We start from the raw sequence: 14,273 nt of genomic DNA, 5'->3' as shown, positions 1-14,273 counted from the left end.
GATGTCTCCGGCCATCGGACGCGATCTCAGGTCACATGTCGGAGAATTTCGTCCGGTAGGCTATGCGAAGTTTTTGCGTACGTGGTTTGCTGTTCCACGCTGTTGAGAGACGGCGTGGTCGAGGGGAAGTCCTCCTTCGTGGGGGCCGACTCAAGGCGCCGCTGCTCGAAAACGGCCAACCGGCCGCACGGCGTGCTCGGCCGCCAGTTTTAGAAGGAGATACACATGGCGCAGGGAACCGTGAAGTGGTTCAACGCAGACAAGGGCTTCGGCTTCATCACCGTCGACGGCGGGGGTGCTGACGTGTTCGTCCACTTCTCGGCCATCCAGACCAGCGGCTACCGCACGCTGGAGGAGAACCAGCGGGTGGAGTTCGAGATCGCTCAGGGCCAGAAGGGGCCGCAGGCGGAGCAGGTTCGCCCCCTCTGATTCCGTGACGGCCGGCCCTCGCCGGCCCGAGTTTCGACTGCTTTGGGATCCACGTCGAGCCCCGCGCCCCGCGGGGCTCGACGCGTTTCCGCCAGCTGTACCGCTGGCCCGGCTGTATCGCTGGCCCGGCCCGGTCGGCGGGGCGTAGCGGCTCCGCTTCGCCGGGTGGGACCGGCCGGCCGCCGGTCAGGACGGGGTTCCCCGGTTGCGGGCACGCAGACCCAGCACCACCAGCACCAGCCCGGCGGCCACCACCAGCGGCCCGATCACGGCCCAGAGCGGTTCGCCGCTCATCACACTGCCGCCCAACCGACCCAGTCCCTGCAACGTCCACACGGCGCCGACCACCACGGCCAGCAGTCCGAGTGTGAGGGTTAGCCACCCCTTCATCCGGTCCGCTCCTCCTTTTCCGGCAGCCCTTGTCGGGGCTACCAGCGGTCGTGCACCTGTGGGCGGACCAGTTCGGCGTAGACCGCGTCCACCGTGGCGTTCGCCTCGGCCGGCAGCGGTGCCAGCGCGGCGGCGGCGACGTTCGCGTGGGCCTGCTCGGCGTTGCGGGCGCCGGGGATCACCACCGTGACACCGGGCCGGTCGAGGATCCAGCGGAGCGCGAACTGCGCCATCGTGGCACCGTCCGGCACCGCCGGACGCAGCCGCCGGACCGCCGCCAGCCCGGTCCGGTAGTCCACTCCGGAGAACGTCTCCCCGACGTCGAACGCCTCGCCGTGCCGGTTGTAGTTGCGGTGGTCGTCGTCGGCGAAGGCGGTGTGCTCGTCGTACCGGCCGGAGAGCAGGCCGCTGGCCAGCGGCACCCGAGCGATGATGCCGACCCCGGCGGCGAGGGCTGCCGGCAGTACCCGCTCGACCGGCTTGTGCCGCAGCGCGTTGAGGATGATCTGCACGCTCGCCACTCCCGGGCGGGCGATCGCGGCGAGCGCCTCGTCGCAGGTCTCCACGCTCACCCCGTACGCCCGGACGCGTTCCTCGGCGACCAGGGTGTCCAGCGCGTCGTAGACGGCGTCGGTGGAGAAGACCGGAGTGGGCGGGCAGTGCAACTGCACCAGGTCGAGTACGTCCACCCCGAGGTTGGCCCGGGACCGGTCCGTCCAGGCCCGGAAGTTCTCCAGCACGTACGCCTCGGGGGTCTGCGGCACCCGGCGGCCCATCTTGGTGGCGACGGTCAGCCCGGCGTCCGGCCGATCCCGCAGGAACCGGCCGATCAGTTGCTCGCTGCGCCCGTCGCCGTAGACGTCGGCGGTGTCCAGGAAGGTCACGCCCCGCTCGACGGCGGCGGTCAACACCGCCATGGCCTCGGACTCGCTGACCTGGCCCCAGTCGGCGCCGAGCTGCCAGGCGCCGAGCCCGACCACGCCGACCTCGCGGTTCAACCGCGGGAATCTCCGCTTTTCCACGCGGGGGAGCCTATCCCGGGCCGGGTTCGGCCCGACCGGGACGGCACGCTGTCGGCGGATTGTCGGTATGCTGAACAAGACGTACGTACGGTTTGGGGGTTGGTTATGTGGGATCCGGCCAGCTACCTCCGGTACGGCGACGAGCGCTCCCGGCCCTTCCACGACCTGCTCGCCCGGGTCCGGGCCGACCGCCCCCGGACAGTGGTCGACCTGGGCTGCGGTCCCGGCCACCTGACCGCGACCCTGTCGACCCGCTGGCCGGGCGCCCGGGTCGTCGGACTCGACTCCTCGACCGAGATGATCGCCGCCGCCAGGCACGGCGACCCGGCCGGCCGCGGGGTCGAGCGCGGCGGCGGATGCGGCGGGGTCGAGTGCGGCGGGGTCGAGTTCGCGCTGGCCGACGCCCGGGACTGGACGCCCGGACCGGACGTCGACGTGCTGGTCTGCAACGCGGTGTTGCAGTGGGTGCCCGGACACGACGAACTGCTGCTGCGCTGGGCCCGCGAGCTGCCGGCCGGTGCCTGGCTGGCGGTGCAGGTGCCGGGAAACTTCGACGCCGCCTCGCACCGTGCGCTGCGGGAGGTGGCCGAACTTCCGCGCTGGCGGCACCTCGCCGACCTGCTCCGGGCCGAGCCGGTCTCCGACGCCGCCGGCTACGCGCACCTGCTGACCGGTGCGGACTGCGCCGTCGACGCCTGGGAAACTAGCTACGTGCACCTGCTCCCGGCCACCTCCGGCGGCGTCGACCATCCGGTGCTGAGCTGGATGGAAGGGACGGCCCTGCGCCCGTTCCGGGCCGCGCTCGGCGACACCGGCCGGGACTGGGCCGACTTCCGGGCCGCGCTGGCCGAGCGGCTGGCGCGGGCGTACCCGGCCCGGCACGGGCTGGTGCAGTTCCCGTTCCGCCGCGTCTTCTTCGTCGCCCGCACCGGCAGCCGCCGATCGGGCGCAGCTCAGTAGGGAGTTTCCGTGACCGACCTTACGGCCTTCATCGCCGGACTGCCCAAAGTGGAGCTGCACGTGCACCACGTCGGCTCCGCGCTGCCGCGCATCGTGGCGGAGCTGGCCGCCCGGCACGAGGGCCGGACCCGGGTGCCCGCCGACCCGGAGGCGCTCGCCGGCTATTTCGAGTTCCGCGACTTCGCCCACTTCGTCGAGATCTACCTCAGCGTGGTCGACCTGATCCGGGACCAGGCCGACGTCCGGCTGCTCACCTACGAGGTGGCCCGGGAACTCGCCCGCCAACAGGTCCGGTACGCGGAGCTGACGGTGACGCCGTACTCGCACGTGCACCGGGGGATTCCGGCTCCGGCGTTCTGCGAGGCGATCGAGGACGCCCGGCGGGCCGCCGAGACCGAACTCGGCATCTCGCTGCGCTGGTGCTTCGACATCCCGGGCGAGGCGGGACTGCCGGCGGCCGAGCAGACCCTGCGGATCGCCCTCGACGAGCGGCCGGACGGGCTGGTCAGCTTCGGGCTCGGCGGTCCGGAGGTGGGCGTGCCCCGGCCGCAGTTCAAGCCGTACTTCGACCAGGCCCGGGCGGCCGGGCTGCGCTCCGTGCCGCACGCCGGCGAGACCACCGGGCCGGGGACGATCTGGGACGCCCTGCACACGCTCGGCGCCGAGCGGATCGGGCACGGCATCTCGGCGGCCCAGGACCCGGCACTGCTGGCCCACCTGGCGCAGCGGCAGATCCCGCTGGAGGTATGCCCCACCTCCAACGTCCGGACCCGGGCGGTCGGTGCGATCGAGGAGCACCCGCTGCCCCGGCTGGCCGAGGCCGGTGTGCTGGTCACGGTGAACTCCGACGACCCGCCGATGTTCGGCACCACCCTCAACGACGAGTACGCGGTCGCCGGCCGGCTGCTCGACCTCGACGCCGCCGGGCTGACCGGGCTGGCCCGCAACGCGGTCACCGCCTCGTTCCTGCCGGCACCGGAGCAGGACAAGCTGCTCGCCGAGATGGACACCTACCTGGCCGCGTACCGGCCCTGAGCCGGCCGCCAGCCCTGGAAATACAGGCTGGCCCGGCGCGGGGTGCTGCGGGCGGCCGCGCCGGGCCAGCGATCATGGGGCGGAGGACCGGCCGGTACGCCTGGCCCGGCGTCCCCGCCGACCCCTGCCGGTTGATCGGCGCGCGGCGGAAACCAGGTGTGGGGGACCGTGCTTCCGCCGCGCGCCAGACTCCACAGACCGGGTTGGGGCAAACATCTGTGGGTGCTGGCCCGTGGAGTTCCGATGGGATCGGATTAGATGCTGCCATCGTGGCGGGACGCTCGGCGGAGCGTTAATCCAGACCTAAGGAAGACTTGCACGGAACCAGAAACTCTTTGCCGGAGCGCGCGGCCCGGCCGGGAGAACGACCCCCGACCGGACCGCGCCCGGTCGCCCCTGGGCTGGGAAGGACGCGCCCGGCCGTGGCAACCCGCCCGGAGCCTGGCTCAGTCGCCGGAGGAGCGCTGCCGGGACCAGCGTCGACGGGTGCCGGTGTCCTTCTCCCGGGCCAACCGGCCGACCAGCCCGAACCGGCTCACCTGCCGGGGCGCCGCGTCCGGATCGGCCAGCAGCATGATCACACTCGCTCCGCCGAGCCGGGCCCGGTCGATGCTCACCGAACCGCTCGCCTGCTGGGCGACCCGGCGGGCGATGTCCAGGCCGAGCCCGGTGGAGCCCTGTCCGCTGGCACCCCGGCGCAGCGCCCGGTCCGGGTTGGCGATCCCCGGCCCGGCGTCGTCCACCCGGACCGCGATGTAGCCGTCCCGGCGGGTGACCGCGACCTCGAAGGCGGTGCCCTGCGGGGTGTACCGGAAGACGTTGCCCAGCACCGCGTCCAGCGCCGCGGCCAGCTCGGCCCGGGGCACCGGCACCGGGATCCGGGTGTGCGCGCCGATCACCCGGTGCGACCGGTTCTGGTCGCCGGCCAGCGCGGACCAGAAGACCATCCGGTCCCGCACCACCTCGCTGACGTCGCAGCTGCCCGGCGCCGCCTCCTGGGCGACAGTCTTCCGGGTGGTGTTGATCAGAACGTCGATCTCGCCTTCCAGCGTCACGATCGCCTGCCGGATCCGCCGGATCGTCCGGCGCCGGTCCAGCTCCGCCGCGCTGAACGAGCCGACGCTGGTGTCGTCGGAGTCGAGCGCGTCGGCGTCCAGCCGCAGCACGGTCAGCGGGGTACGCAGCCGGTGTGAGAGGTCGGCCACGAGTTCGCGTTCGTCGGTGCGGGAGGTGACCAGCCGGTCCGCCATCCGGTTGAAGGCGTACCCGGCCTCGGCCAGCTCCCGGGGGCCGCTCGGTTGGATGCGTACCTCCAGGTCGCCGTCGCCGACCGCGAGGGCCGCCTGCACCAGCCCCCGGGCCGAGGCGACCGCCCTGGCCGCCAGCCGGTCCACCACGATCACCGAGGCGACCACCAGCCCGATCGCCACCAGGATCAGCATCAGCCAGGTGCCGCCGGCACCGGCGCTCAGCGCCGCCTCGGGGACGAAGACCTCGACCACCAGCACCCGGCCGGCGACCGGTACCGGTTCGAGCCGGACCACCCCGCCGGTCACCTCGGCGACGACCGGCTTGCCGGTCCGGATCGCCCGGTCGACGTCGCCGTCGGCGGCCCGGGGCGTGCCGCCGACCGCGAGACCGTGCACGACCGGCGGGTTGCCGGTGTTGCCGGCGGTGGACTCGACGACCCGGCGGACCGCCGCGGCGTCGGCGCCGACCGCCAGCGCGCCGGTGACCACCGCGCCACGCCGGGCGGCGTCGCCGAGCGCGTCCTCCCGGGCGTCGCGTTGCAGCGCGGTGCCGAGCGGGATCAGGAAGGCGAGCGCGACGATCGTGGTCATGCCGGCCCCGAGGTAGGCCAGCGCCAGCCTCAGTCCGGTACCACCAACCGGAACCCGACCCCCCGCACGGTGCGCAGGTAGCGGGGCTTCGCCGCGGACTCGCCCATTTTGCGGCGGAGCCAATACAGATGTACGTCGATGGTCTGATCCTCGCCGACCGATGGCTGCCGCCATACCTCCTCCAAGAGTTCCCGGCGGGACACTACCCGGCCCGGCCGTGCCGCGAGATAGGCCAGCAGGTCGAACTCCTTGCGGGTCAGCGCCAGGGGCACCCCGTCGAGGAGTGCGCTCCGTTCGCCGACGTCGATCCGCAGCCCGCCGACGGAGTGTACGGCCGGCTCGACGGTCCGGCTCGCCCGGCCGACCCGGCGCAGCACGGTGGTGATCCGGGCGTCCAGATGGGCGCCGGTGAACGGTTTGACCATGTAGTCGTCGGCGCCGGCCCGGAGCAGCCGGACGATCGCCTGCTCGTCGTCCCGGGCGGTGGCGATGATGATCGGGACGTCGGTGATGCCGCGGAGCATCCGCAGCGCGTCCGCGCCGTCCAGATCCGGCAGCCCGAGGTCGAGTACGACCAGGTCGGGGGTTTCGGCGGCGACCCGGCGCAGCGCGTCGAGCGCCGTACCGACGGCGTGCACCGCGTGCCCGCGGTCGGCCAGGGAGCGCAGCATGGCGCCGCGTACGACATGGTCGTCTTCGACCAGGAGGACGGTGGCCACCTGATGACCGTACTGCCCGTGGCAAGTCGGGTGGTTCGGCGGCCGAACGCCGCGGTTGTAAGGAAGGGCCCCCTATACAACGGAAAACGATATGCGGGGGCCCTTCCTTACCGGGCCGGCGGCAGTTGCAGCACCCAGCGGTACGCCTGGACCATCCCGGTGTCGAAGCCGGCCGCCGAGCCCCAGAGGAAGAGCCGGAACCGCCGGTACAGCGGCTCGCCCCAGCGCCGCACGATCTCGTCCCGGGCGTCGTCCAGCCGAAGCGCCCACTCCCGGCAGGTCAGGTAGTAGTTGTGCCGGTCGTCGACCAGGTTCAGCAGCTCGAACGGCGACTGCGCCACGTGCCGCAGATATTGGTGCAGCAGCAGCGGGGCCGAGCCGCCCGGATAGACGTACCGCTTCATGAAGGTGGAGACGATGTGCTTGCGGCGCATCGCCAGCGCGTCCAGGTAGACCCGGCCGCCGGGCCGGAGCAGCTCGGCGTACTTGCGCAGTGTGGTGCGGTAGTCGGGGAGGTGTTCGGTGACCCCCATGTTGACGATCGCGTCGTAGCGCTCGCCGGGGGAGTAGCCGAAGATGTGCTCCCGGACCACCCGCACCGGCAGCCGCTCGCGGTCGAACAGGTCGGTGAGGAAGCGCTCCGACTCCACCGACAGGGTCGTGGTGGTGACCCTGATCCCCTTGCGGGCGGCGTGCTCGCTGAAGGCGCCCCAGCCGCCGCCGACCTCCAGTACGTGATCGCCCGGCCCGACCCCGATCGCCTCCAGTGCCAGGTCCATCTTCCGGGTCATCGCGTCTTCCAGCGGCTCGTCGTCGGAGGCGAAGACGCCCTCGGTGTAGCAGCGGTGCCGGTGGTCGAGGAAGGTCAGGAAGAAGTCCGAGTCCTCGTCGTAGTGGTGCGAGATGGCCCGGCGGTCGTCCTCCCGCCGGCCGCGCAGCAGTGCCGGCAGGAACCTGCCGAGGAAGGCGATCGGATGCCGGTCGGTGAAGAACGATCGCATCCGCAGCGCCGCCGCCAGGTCGCCCTCCACGTCCAGCGACCCCTGTAGGTAGGCCACGGCGACGGCGAACTGGTCCAGCGCGGCCAGCGCCTTGGCGCCCCGCTCGTCCTTGACCACGATGGTGAACTGCGGCTCGCCGGTGCCGAAGGTCCGCACCGGGCCGCCGGCCGGCGCGACCGCGAAGGGTACGCCCGGCCCGGTGCCGAAGAAGGTCTGGTATCTACGCTGTAGCGCGCTCACGGCGTCCATGGGTGCCACGGCGTCAATCTAACGCCGAGGCAGCGGCGCCGGGAGGAGGAAAACGCAGGACCGATAGCATCTGGACGAGCCGATGCCGTCGGCGCTGTCCGATTCGTCCGCGATCGTAAGGAGCCACCGTGTCCCAAGCCCGTACCCCCGTCGGTGTCGACCCCGTCGTCGTGCCGGCCGGGACGGCGGTGGCCGCGGCGGTGGCCGCGGCGGGACTGCCGCACGCCGGCCCCGGGGCGATCGTGGTGGTCCGCGACCCGGCCGGGCAGCTCCGCGACCTGGACTGGGCGCCCGAGGTGGAGACCGTGGTCGACCCGGTCCGGCTGGACTCGCCGGACGGGCTGAACGTGCTGCGGCACTCCACCGCGCACGTGCTGGCCCAGGCCGTCCAGGACATCTTCCCGGAGGCGAAGCTCGGGATCGGCCCGCCGATCGACAACGGCTTCTACTACGACTTCGACGTCGACCGCCCGTTCCAGCCGGAGGACCTCGACCGGCTGGAGAAGCGGATGCAGGAGATCGTCAAGTCCGGCCAGCGGTTCCGGCGGCGCCGTTTCGACAGCCTGGACGAGGCCCGCACCGAACTGGCCGACGAGCCGTTCAAGCTCGAGTTGATCGAGGTCAAGGGCGCCGGTACCGAGGGCGGCGGGGCCGGGTTCGACGCCGGTGAGGTGATGGAGGTCGGCGCCGGCGACCTGACCATCTACGACAACCTGGACGCCGAGAGCGGCAAACCCTGCTGGTCCGACCTGTGCCGGGGCCCGCACCTGCCCAGCACCCGGCTGATCGGCGCGTTCAAGCTGATGCGCTCGGCCGCCGCCTACTGGCGGGGCAACGAGCGCAACCCGCAGCTCCAGCGGGTGTACGGCACCGCCTGGCCGACCCGGGACGCGCTGAAGGCGTACCTGAAGGTGCTGGAGGAGGCGGCCCGGCGCGACCACCGCAAGCTCGGCGCCGAACTGGACCTGTTCAGCTTCCCCGACGAGATCGGTTCCGGCCTGGCGGTCTTCCACCCGAAGGGCGGGATCATCCGGCGGGAACTGGAGGACTACTCGCGGCGGCGGCACGAGGCGGCCGGCTACGAGTTCGTCAACTCGCCGCACATCACCAAGGCGCAGCTCTTCGAGACCTCCGGCCACCTGCCGTACTACGCCGACACGATGTTCCCGCCGATGAGGCTCGAGGGCGCGGAATATTACCTCAAGGCGATGAACTGCCCGATGCACAACCTGATCTTCCGGGCGCGCGGCCGGTCCTACCGGGAGCTGCCGCTGCGGCTCTTCGAGTTCGGCACCGTCTACCGGTACGAGAAGTCCGGCGTCGTGCACGGGCTGACCCGGGTACGCGGGCTCACCCAGGACGACTCGCACATCTACTGCACCCGGGAGCAGATGCCGGGCGAGCTGACCACACTGCTCGCCTTCGTCCTCGACCTGCTCCGCGACTACGGGCTGGACGACTTCTACCTGGAGCTGTCGACCCGGGACGACTCGCCGAAGTTTATCGGCTCGGCCGAGGACTGGGCGGAGGCGACCGAGGCGCTGCGTACCGCAGCCGAGGCGTCCGGGCTCGACCTGGTGCCGGACCCGGGCGGCGCGGCCTTCTACGGGCCGAAGATCAGCGTGCAGGCCAAGGACGCGATCGGGCGTACCTGGCAGATGTCCACCATCCAGGTCGACTTTAACCAGCCCGAGCGGTTCGGCCTGGAATACCAGGCCGCCGACGGCACCCGGCAGCGGCCGGTGATGATCCACCGGGCGCTCTTCGGCTCGATCGAGCGCTTCTTCGGGGTACTGACCGAGCACTACGCCGGAGCCTTCCCGGCCTGGCTCGCCCCGGTGCAGGTGGTCGGCATCCCGATCCGCGAGGAGCACGCCACCCACCTGCACGGCTTCGTCGCCGCACTGCGCGCCGAGGGGATCCGGGCCGAGGTCGACACGTCGGACGACCGGATGCAGAAGAAGATCCGGACCGCCCAGCAGCAGAAGATCCCGTTCATGGCGATCGCCGGGGACGCCGACGTGGAGGCCGGCGCGGTCTCGTTCCGCTACCGGGACGGGTCGCAGCGCAACGGCGTGCCACTCGCCGAGGCGGTCGCGCACGTGGTGGAGGTGGTCCGGTCCCGGGTCAACGCCGGCCCGACCGCCGAACCAGCCGGTGGCGAGGCCGGGTCGTAGGATCGTCGGCGTGACAGGCGCGGCGCCCCACGCGGAACTCGGCATGCCCGACGGGCTCGACCGGCTCTGGACCCCGCACCGGATGACCTACATCTCCGGTCCGGACCGGCCGGGGGAGGGGCACGAGAAGCCGGCCGGCTGCCCGTTCTGCCTCGCCCCGGAGCGGGAGGGCGAGGAGAACCTGGTGGTGCACCGGGGCGAGCGGGTCTTCGTGGTGCTCAACCTCTATCCGTACAACCCCGGGCACCTGCTGGTCTGCCCGTACCGGCACGTCGCCGACTACACCGAGCTGGACGGCGTGGAGACGGCGGAACTGGCCGACTGCACCCAGACGGCGATGCGGGTGGTCCGGCGGGTCAGCAACGCGCACGGCTTCAACATCGGGATGAACCAGGGCGGCGTCGCCGGCGCCGGGATCGCCGCCCACCTGCACCAGCACGTGGTGCCGAGGTGGGGCGGGGACGCCAACTTCATGCCGGTGATCGCCCGGACCAAGGTACTGCCGCAGTTGCTGGCGGAGACCCGTACCCTGCTCGCCACCGCCTGGGTGGCGGCGAGGCCGTCAGCCGCCGACGGGCGGTAGCTCCCAGGCGTTGGTGCCGTTGTCGGCGCCCCTGGCCAGCAGGGCGCCGTCGGCGCTGAACGCCATCGTGGACGAGCCCGCGCTCACCAGCGACGGCGGGCCGGCGAGCCGCCGCAGCTCGTGGCCGGTCGACGGATCCCAGAAGGCGATCGAGTGGTCGCCGAGCGAGCCGGCGAGCCGGCTGCCGTCCGGGCTGAACGCCAGAGCCGACACGCCGAGATTCAGGCAGTCCCGGGTCCGGAGTACGCGGCCGGTCGCCGGGTCCGCGAGCACCACCGTGGTGAGGTCGCGGACGTACCCGAGCAGGCCGCCGTCCGGGCTCCACCCGACGTCCGCGAGTACGTCGGCCGCGCCGACCGTGACCGCGACCTCGCCGTCGTCGAGCCGCCACACCCGTACGGTGCCGTCGTTGCTCACCAGCCGGCTTCCGTCCGGGGCGAACGCCACCGAGTGCACCGCACGCGGATGGGGCAGGATCCGCTCGCCGCCGGAGCCGACCGCGATCACCCGGTCCGGCTCGACGGCGACCTCCCGAATCCGCCAGCGGGCGAGCGGCCGATCGAAGAATTTCGCTGGTGCTGCCGGTGACGGCGCCGTTGGTGACGGCGTTGGTGACGGCGACGGTGGCGATGACGGCGTTGGCAACGGTGACGGCGGCGGTGACGGCGTTGGCAACGGTGACGGCGGCGGCGACGGTGTTGGTGACGGCCGCCGGGCCGGATGGGCAACGGTCAGCAGGTGCCCGCCGTCCGGCCTGAAGGCCACGGCGGAGACGAGGCTCATCCGCCGCCCGGTGAGCGCGCACAGCTCCGCTCCGGACGCGGTGTCCCAGATCCGCAGGCTACGGCTCGGGCTGTCGAACGCCAGCAGTCGACCGTCCGGGCTGAACGCCACGGATGCCGGAGTGTCGCCCCGGCAGTCGAGCCCGGCCAGCTCCCGTCCGGTGCGGACGTGCCAGATCCGTACCGTCCGCGCGGTCGGGCCGGCCCCGGCCAACCGCTCGCCGGCCGGGTCGATCGCGACCGCCGTCAGGCTGCCCGGGTGCCCCTGGAACTGGCGGACGAGCCGCCCGTCGGTCGCGTTCCACAACCGGATACCGTCCAGGCCGGCGCTGGCCAACCGGCTTCCCGCCAGGTTGAAGGCGACCTGCGTCACCCGGTCGGTGTGCCCGGCGAAGCTTCGCAGCAGCCGGCCGCTCGTCGCGTCCCAGAGCAGCACCCTGTCGCCGACCGCGGCGGCGACCAGGCGGCGGGCGGGATGCAGGGCGATCGAGCGGACGTTCCGCTCGCCCGTGGCGAACGTGCCGAGCCGCCGGCCGTCCGTCGGGCTCCACACGATCACCCGTCCGGAGTCGAGGCTTGCCGCGAGCACCGGCGGTCGACCACCACCGAAGGCGACCGCCAGCACCCGCGCGTCACCGTCGCCGTCGGGCCGCGTGTGGCCCTCGGGCCCTGCCCCGCCGTCGGGTCGTGTGTCGCTGTCGGGTCGTGTGTCGCTGTCGGGCCGTGCGTGGCTGTCGGGCCGTGCGTCGCCGTCGGGCCGTGTGTCGAGTACCCGGATCAGCCGGTCTCCGGCCGCGTCCCAGAGCCGGACCAGCCCGCCCTCGCCGCCGGTCGCCAGCAGGCCGCCGTACGGGCTGTACGCCGCCGCCGACACCGCTGCCAGCCGGTCCACAGCCGACGGGGGCACCTGCTCCATCGACAGTCGCACGACCATCGATACACGGTAGTGCGATCGGGCAACGCCGTCGGGTGCCGCACCGACGGCGGTCGCCTCGGCTGGGCGGCGGTCGCCTCGGCTAGGCGGCCAGACCGAGCCGGGGATGCCGCCGACCGGTACGCAGCCCGGAGCGGATCGTCCGGATGGTCTCGTACCGGCCGAGTCCGCTGCGCCGGGCGGCGTCGGCGAGTACGGCGGTGATGTCGCGGTCGTCGAGCAGGTCCAGCGCGGCGAGCTGCCCGAGGTGGTACGCCGCCCGGTAGAGCGTGCTGTTCCGGGTGCCGACGACCGCGGCGGCGACCGTGTCGGCCTCGGCGGCGAGCGCGACGGAGGCGTACCGGCCCGGGTGCCGGACCCGGTCGCCGCTGCCCGGGGCACTGCCGCCCGGGCCGCCGTCGGGGCCCGGAAGGCTGTCGAGGCCCGGGCGGGCCGGCGGCGCGGGCGGGAAGAGCAGCACGGTCAGCTCCGGCGGGCAGTCGGCGAGCGGCACCTCCGGCGGGCGGATCCAGCGGTAGTCCCGGCCGCTGGCGTGCCTGGACGGCGGGGCGACGACATAGCCGCCGGCCCCGCGCCAGTCGACCCCGGGCAGCAGCCCGGTCCGGTTGCCGGCGCCGGTCGGGCGCAGGTAGAGGTGCCAGCCGCCGGATCCGGTCCGGACCACCGGCCCGGTGATCCGCCGGTCCCGCACCAGGGCGCGCAGTGCGGCGACCCCGCCGGGCTGGTCGACGTCACAGACGTCGAACCGGTCACCGGTACGCAGCGCCAGGTTGGCGTCCGGCCACCGGGTCCACCACCGCCGGATCAGCTCCGGACGGGTACTGGCGTCGTGCAGGCCGTGCCGGAGCAGGCTGCGATGCCAGCGCGGATGCTTGCCGGGCCGGTCGCAGTCGGGCCGCCGGCAACTGCAACCGGTGCCGGTCGGGGAGTGCAGCGGCAGCACCGGAATCCCGGCGGCGGCGTACTCCAGGGCGGCGCGCAGCAGCGGTGACGTCCCGAGCGGTCCCATCCCGACCTCCTTGCCGGCCGGATACCCACCACCAGGATATTCGAACACCTGTCCTATCGACAGTGGTGCCCGCGACCGGAATTCTCGATGGGGCCGGGACGGTGCGATGTGGAACGCTTGCCGCCATGAATACGAACACACGCGTGTTGGGTCGCAGCGGCATCGAGGTGAGCGCACTCGGCCTCGGCTGCTGGGCCATCGGGGGCGTATGGCACCTGGGCGACCAGCCGCTGGGCTGGGGACAGGTGGACGACGACGAGTCGATCCGGGCGATCCGCCGCGGCCTCGACCTCGGCGTCACCTTCTTCGACACCGCCGACGTCTACGGCACCGGGCACAGCGAGCGGATCCTGGCCCGCGCCCTGGCCGGACACCGGGACGAGGTGGTGATCGCCACCAAGTGGGGGAACACCTACGACGAGTCGACCCGGCAGATGACCGGGACGGACGGGTCGCCGGACTACCTTCGCCGGGCGGTGACCGCCTCGCTGCGCCGGCTGGAGACCGACCGGATCGACCTCTACCAGCTACACCTCGGGGACCTTCCGCTCGACCAGGCCGCCGAACTGCTCGGCACCCTGGAGGAGCTGGTCGCCGAGGGCCGGATCCGGGCGTACGGCTGGAGCACCGACCTGCCCGACCGGGCCGCCGCCTGGGGTGCCGACGGCAAGCACTGCGCCGCCGTGCAGCACTCCTTCTCGGTGTTGCAGGACTCGCCCGAGGTGCTCGCCGTCTGCGAGCGCCACGACCTGGCCAGCATCAACCGGGGGCCGCTGGCGATGGGGCTGCTCTCCGGCAAGTTCACCGAGTCGACCAGGCTGGCCGCCGACGACGTACGCGGGCTCGCCCCCGCCTGGCTGGCCTGGTTCCGGGACGGCCGGCCGGCGCCGGAGTTCCTGGCCCGGGTGGCCGCCGTCCGGGACGTGCTCGCCTCGGACGGCCGTACCCTCGCCCAGGGCGCGCTCGGCTGGCTCTGGGCGCGCAGCGGCCGGACGGTGCCGATCCCCGGCTTCCGGACCGTCGCCCAGGTGGAGGAGAACGTCGAGGCGCTGGCCCACGGGCCGCTGCCGGCCGACCAGCTCGCCGAGGTCGAACGGCTGCTGCTCCCCACCCCCTGAACGCCCCGGGTGTAAGGAAGGGCC

The 14,273-nt window shown here is 72.9% G+C and carries 13 protein-coding genes; 6 read left to right on the top strand and 7 right to left on the bottom strand.

All coding sequences use genetic code 11. The features are described 5' to 3' along the window. Positions 1 to 225 precede the first annotated feature (225 nt). Positions 226 to 429: a cold-shock protein gene (locus O7626_RS20735; RefSeq protein WP_011905669.1), complete on the top strand. Its 204-nt coding sequence runs from the start codon at positions 226 to 228 to the stop codon at positions 427 to 429. A gap of 186 nt (positions 430 to 615) precedes the next feature. Here the strand turns inward: O7626_RS20735 and O7626_RS20730 are convergent, their stop codons facing one another. Then, positions 616 to 819 (bottom strand): hypothetical protein, encoded by a 204-nt coding sequence (locus O7626_RS20730; RefSeq protein ID WP_278062800.1) that lies wholly within the window; start codon positions 817 to 819, stop codon positions 616 to 618. Between the two features lie 38 nt (positions 820 to 857). Next, on the bottom strand, positions 858 to 1,841 hold the full coding sequence (locus O7626_RS20725) for an aldo/keto reductase (protein ID WP_278062799.1): 984 nt from the start codon (positions 1,839 to 1,841) through the stop codon (positions 858 to 860). A gap of 105 nt (positions 1,842 to 1,946) precedes the next feature. Here O7626_RS20725 and O7626_RS20720 point away from each other — a divergent pair, with 105 nt between their 5' ends. Together O7626_RS20720 and O7626_RS20715 are read left to right on the top strand one after the other, a co-directional pair. Beyond that, a complete protein-coding gene (locus O7626_RS20720; RefSeq protein WP_278066236.1) occupies positions 1,947 to 2,801 on the top strand; it encodes a trans-aconitate 2-methyltransferase in 855 nt (284 codons plus the stop codon). A 9-nt stretch (positions 2,802 to 2,810) separates the two neighbouring features. After that, positions 2,811 to 3,836 carry an adenosine deaminase gene (locus O7626_RS20715; RefSeq protein ID WP_278062798.1) on the top strand — a complete coding sequence of 342 codons (1,026 nt, stop codon included), beginning with the start codon at positions 2,811 to 2,813 and terminating at the stop codon, positions 3,834 to 3,836. 446 nt (positions 3,837 to 4,282) lie between these two features. On the opposite strand, the gene O7626_RS20710 is transcribed toward O7626_RS20715, so the two are convergent. The 3 genes from O7626_RS20710 to O7626_RS20700 all read right to left on the bottom strand — a co-directional run bounded on the left by O7626_RS20710 (position 4,283) and on the right by O7626_RS20700 (position 7,646). Beyond that, positions 4,283 to 5,677, bottom strand: coding sequence for a HAMP domain-containing sensor histidine kinase (locus O7626_RS20710; RefSeq protein ID WP_278062797.1), 1,395 nt, complete (start codon positions 5,675 to 5,677; stop codon positions 4,283 to 4,285). A 29-nt stretch (positions 5,678 to 5,706) separates the two neighbouring features. After that, positions 5,707 to 6,396 (bottom strand): response regulator transcription factor, encoded by a 690-nt coding sequence (locus O7626_RS20705; RefSeq protein ID WP_107262887.1) that lies wholly within the window; start codon positions 6,394 to 6,396, stop codon positions 5,707 to 5,709. A gap of 107 nt (positions 6,397 to 6,503) precedes the next feature. After that, positions 6,504 to 7,646, bottom strand: a complete 1,143-nt coding sequence (locus tag O7626_RS20700; RefSeq protein WP_278066235.1) for a class I SAM-dependent methyltransferase — start codon at positions 7,644 to 7,646, stop codon at positions 6,504 to 6,506. Positions 7,647 to 7,774: 128 nt separating this feature from the next. On the opposite strand from O7626_RS20700, the gene thrS reads away from it, so the two are divergent. Both thrS and O7626_RS20690 read left to right on the top strand, forming a co-directional pair. After that, on the top strand, positions 7,775 to 9,823 hold the full coding sequence (thrS, locus tag O7626_RS20695) for a threonine--tRNA ligase (protein WP_278062796.1): 2,049 nt from the start codon (positions 7,775 to 7,777) through the stop codon (positions 9,821 to 9,823). A gap of 43 nt (positions 9,824 to 9,866) precedes the next feature. Beyond that, on the top strand, positions 9,867 to 10,406 hold the full coding sequence (locus O7626_RS20690) for an HIT domain-containing protein (protein ID WP_278066234.1): 540 nt from the start codon (positions 9,867 to 9,869) through the stop codon (positions 10,404 to 10,406). Here the strand turns inward: O7626_RS20690 and O7626_RS20685 are convergent. Continuing rightward, a complete protein-coding gene (locus O7626_RS20685; RefSeq protein ID WP_278062795.1) occupies positions 10,386 to 12,122 on the bottom strand; it encodes a WD40 repeat domain-containing protein in 1,737 nt (578 codons plus the stop codon). The genes O7626_RS20690 and O7626_RS20685 overlap by 21 nt on opposite strands. 82 nt (positions 12,123 to 12,204) lie before the next feature. Further along, the gene (locus tag O7626_RS20680; RefSeq protein WP_278062794.1) at positions 12,205 to 13,131 is read right to left on the bottom strand and encodes a bifunctional DNA primase/polymerase; all 927 of its coding nucleotides are present in this window, start codon (positions 13,129 to 13,131) and stop codon (positions 12,205 to 12,207) included. A 125-nt stretch (positions 13,132 to 13,256) separates the two neighbouring features. On the opposite strand from O7626_RS20680, the gene O7626_RS20675 reads away from it, so the two are divergent. Continuing rightward, positions 13,257 to 14,249, top strand: coding sequence for an aldo/keto reductase (locus O7626_RS20675; RefSeq protein WP_278062793.1), 993 nt, complete (start codon positions 13,257 to 13,259; stop codon positions 14,247 to 14,249). Positions 14,250 to 14,273: the final 24 nt, after the last annotated feature.

The sequence above is a fragment of the Micromonospora sp. WMMD1102 genome, from assembly GCF_029626265.1.
Classification (GTDB): Bacteria; Actinomycetota; Actinomycetes; order Mycobacteriales; family Micromonosporaceae; genus Plantactinospora.
Note: the sequence above shows the minus strand (reverse complement) of the source record. Positions and strands in the feature narration are given on the sequence as shown.